The 3,293-nt window shown below is 59.3% G+C and carries 4 protein-coding genes; 2 read left to right on the top strand and 2 right to left on the bottom strand.

What is annotated here, in order from left to right; translation table 11 throughout:
• Window positions 1–105: 105 nt before the first annotated feature.
• Together amoA and amoC are read right to left on the bottom strand one after the other, a co-directional pair.
• The gene (gene amoA, locus MAMT_RS09000) at window positions 106–870 is read right to left on the bottom strand and encodes a bacterial ammonia monooxygenase, subunit AmoA (RefSeq protein WP_142660696.1); all 765 of its coding nucleotides are present in this window, start codon (window positions 868–870) and stop codon (window positions 106–108) included.
• 103 nt (window positions 871–973) lie between these two features.
• On the bottom strand, window positions 974–1,813 hold the full coding sequence (gene amoC / locus MAMT_RS09005) for a bacterial ammonia monooxygenase, subunit AmoC (protein WP_142660698.1): 840 nt from the start codon (window positions 1,811–1,813) through the stop codon (window positions 974–976).
• 529 nt (window positions 1,814–2,342) lie between these two features.
• On the opposite strand from amoC, the gene MAMT_RS09010 reads away from it, so the two are divergent.
• Complete coding sequence (locus tag MAMT_RS09010; protein ID WP_178087044.1) at window positions 2,343–2,966, top strand: class I SAM-dependent methyltransferase; 624 nt, start codon at window positions 2,343–2,345, stop codon at window positions 2,964–2,966.
• Between the two features lie 77 nt (window positions 2,967–3,043).
• On the top strand, window positions 3,044–3,220 hold the full coding sequence (locus MAMT_RS11450; protein WP_178087045.1) for a hypothetical protein: 177 nt from the start codon (window positions 3,044–3,046) through the stop codon (window positions 3,218–3,220).
• The last annotated feature ends 73 nt before the right edge of the window (window positions 3,221–3,293 follow it).

Consider the following 3,293-nt stretch of genomic DNA (forward strand, 5'->3'; position numbering starts at 1 on the left):
GGCGGGAGGTCGCGGGCCCTGCCAGGATCATCCCCAGCAGCGCCAGCGCCCCTGCTCTCCCCATCATCCGCATTACTCTCTTTCTCATCGTCTTCCTTCCTCCTCTTAGTGTTGCCTGGCTTCTACGGGAGTCGCCTCGTAAGTCTTGAAGAACTTCGTGCTGCCGAAGAAGTAGGCTCCCATCAGCCACCAGGGCACGTACATACAGACCGAGACGAAGGCCGAGAAGAAGGCGGCCACGCCGGTCACCCCTCCCGCGAAACTCCGCATCGTTCCCGTCTCCACGATCCGGAGATACTCCGGCGTCGAGGTGCGGACGTACATGTAGTTGATCACATCGGCAAGGCTCATCAGCGCTCCCTGGTACTCGACCGGCAGGTGATAGGGCGCAATCATCACCCAGTTGGTCGGATAGAAGAGCCAGCCCCAGAGCTCACCGCCCACGAGAGCCGTCACAACCCAGTTGCCGGTGAGCATCAACACGATGTCGAGCACCACCGCCGCCGGGATGAAGGTCTCCGGGAAGACCATGTTGAGCGGATAGTGGGTCCATCCATAGAAGTTGATGTACCGATTCATCCACTCACCGAAGAGCAACCCCAAGCAGCAGAAGGTTGCGCCGATCGGCATACGGAACTTCGTCCATAAGACCGCCTGCGTTGCTGCCGGGAAGGTGATCTCCAGGATCGGAGCCACGATCGGCCACCAGTTCCGATCCTTCCAGTCCACCCAGAACGACCAGTCTCCGGCCACCAGCATCTGGTGCACATGGAAACCGGCGATGAGCACCAGGAAGGTCGACAAGAGGACCACCAGATCGAACTTGCGCCCGATCGCCCTGGCCTCCGCGTCTACTTGCGAATATTGCATTAGTTTCGTTCCCCCTCTCGAAGAGGAGGGGCGGGGTAGCCCGCCCCTCTCTTCGCCTTGTTATTTCTTCTTTTTCCGCTTCTCAGACTTCCCAGTGCCACGCTTAGAGCGCGCAGGCCGCGCAAGCAGCGGGATCGACCGAGCTCTGCGGATTCTTCATTACCTCGGCCGGGCTCTGAATCGGCTTGCCATAGTAGATATGGTTGATCAGAGACAAGACCCGCGGGCAGATCTGCAACCAAGTCCCGAGGATCGCCAGCGCACCCCATCCGAACGTCACGAAGCCCCAGTGCAGCGGAGCCACGAAGAGCTCCTCCATGAACCACCGGGTATGTCCGAACTCATTGAGTCCGACGTTCGGGAAAATCATCGCCGGGCTGCCCACCAGGATCACGTAGGGCAACGAAAATGCCTTAGCGAATTGGGGCAGTCGGGTCATCGCGTAGACAAGCGAGCCCACTCCGAAGATGATATAAATGGGATAACTCTGATAGAACTCGATCACATGGCTCGGCGTGAAGTCGGTATCCCGGATCACCGTCTGGTGCCAGGTGCCGTCCTGCTCCGTGAAGTAGCTCGCGCCGGCATAAGCCGCGTAGGTATACGTCAGAACGAAAAGTCCCAACGCCCAATACCGCTTGAGCTCCTCCGCCGGAGACAGGCGATCGAGCGCCCGGTCCCGCGTCATCCAGAGCCAACCCCACAGCCCCGCCGCCGTGACTGCTTCCAGCACGAGCTCGGCGAAGAGCATACCCATCCAGTAACTCTCATAATCGGCTGACGTGTAATCGAGACCCTTCGAAAAGGCGTAGAGTCTCTCATACACATTGATCAGCACGTCGAAGACGACCAACGCGCCGATCGCGATCCCCGCACTCTTCCAGGAAAAGGCGGTGATCGGCGGTCGCGCGACAGCCGTCGCCGTCGTTTGTGTTTGCGCCATACAGTTTATCTCTCCATTTCTTCCATTCTGCTTCCCGGCGACCCAGGTGCATCAGCCGGGTCGCCACCGTCATCCTCCCGGGATGCCGGCGGAAAACCAGTCAGACTTTCGCCAATCGGTCTTCCTCGAGCAACCGTAACGCAAGGGCCTGCGATGGCAAGGAAATTTACGATCCTTTTTTCGGCCTTTCCCCTATCGCCTTCGTGTTCTTCCGGATCGAGCATTCCGGTCGCTTTTTTACCCTGGTGAATGAGTCGTCGATCCGATCGACCCAAGCCCAATTTTTCTTTCTTTTCGCCTTGTCGTCGTCGGATCTCTGCGTGCCACTCTGTCGCGCAATCCATGGTTTCCATTGTGGGCATTCCCCCACCATGTCCCGCCCTAGATGCCCGAGTGATTCTCCCTGGGTCGGCATGACGCGCCCATCGGGCTTTCCGATGGTTGGCCAGCTGATGAGCCTATGGGCCACAGGGGGAACGATGGATTGACGCGATCGCGACGCTTTGTTGCAATGGCGTTGATGAAGGGAATGGAATCGTCGGCACGCTACTTTGACGAGGTGGCCGGAGAATGGGATACGCTGCGAAAGGGGTATTTCCGAGACGAGGTCCGGGAAAAAGCAGTCGAGTTCGCAGGCGTTCGGCAGGGGGAAGGGGCGGCGGACATTGGAGCGGGGACAGGCTTCCTAAGCGAAGCGCTCCTGGGGCGCGGCCTCGAGGTGGTGGCCGTCGATCGCTCCCCGGCGATGCTGGCCGAACTGGAGCGCAAGTTTGGTGGCCGGCCCGGCTTTCGGAGCCTGGGAGGAGATACCGAGGCTCTGCCGATCGAGACGGGTACCATCGACTGCTGCTTTGCCAACATGGTCCTCCATCATGTCGAGAGCCCTGAGGCGACGATCCGGGAACTCTTCCGGATCTTGAAGCCCGGGGGCAGAGCGGTGCTCACCGACTTTGTGCGACATGGCTTCGACTTCTTTCTCACCGAGTACCACGACCGCTGGCCGGGCTTTCCTCCGAAAGAGGTGGCGGCCCTGTTCCGGGCTGCGGGGTTCGCTTCGGTGGAAGAGGGGCCTCTCGGCGAGATCTGTCAGGCCGAGAGTTCGGGCGGGGTCCGCGCGAGGGTACCTATCTTCTTCGTGCGGGCGGCGCGATAGCGGGTCTTTCCCGCAGCCGGTTTGCCCAGAGTTAGAAAGAATTTGCCGCCGCTGGGTTCGGACTCGATATTCGCTTTATGAGCAGCCAAGACCCCGCCGAGATCCCGAAGAAAGAGGAGGAAGAACCTTCCGAGAAGCAGGGGACACCATTCGACAAGAATTTCTACTGGGTCATGACCCTGGCCGGCCTCTTTTTTCTCTATCTCATCTATTCGGTCCTCAACCACGATACGGTCAACATCCACGGACATTAAGTGTCAGGTCCCGGATGATTACGTACTGGTTTTTGGAAGAGCTGCGGATGGGATTGTTGCCATGTTTTTAGGG

The sequence above is a fragment of the Methylacidimicrobium tartarophylax genome (genome assembly GCF_902143375.2).
Lineage (GTDB): Bacteria > Verrucomicrobiota > Verrucomicrobiia > Methylacidiphilales > Methylacidiphilaceae > Methylacidimicrobium > Methylacidimicrobium tartarophylax.

What these genes read in the sequence shown, in the direction of transcription:
- amoC (WP_142660698.1), bottom strand. Translation starts at nt 1,813, where the DNA reads ATGGCGCAAACACAAACGACGGCGACGGCTGTCGCGCGACCGCCGATC.
- MAMT_RS09010 (WP_178087044.1), top strand. Translation starts at nt 2,343, where the DNA reads ATGGAATCGTCGGCACGCTACTTTGACGAGGTGGCCGGAGAATGGGAT.
- MAMT_RS11450 (WP_178087045.1), top strand. Translation starts at nt 3,044, where the DNA reads ATGAGCAGCCAAGACCCCGCCGAGATCCCGAAGAAAGAGGAGGAAGAA.
- amoA (WP_142660696.1), bottom strand. Translation starts at nt 870, where the DNA reads ATGCAATATTCGCAAGTAGACGCGGAGGCCAGGGCGATCGGGCGCAAG.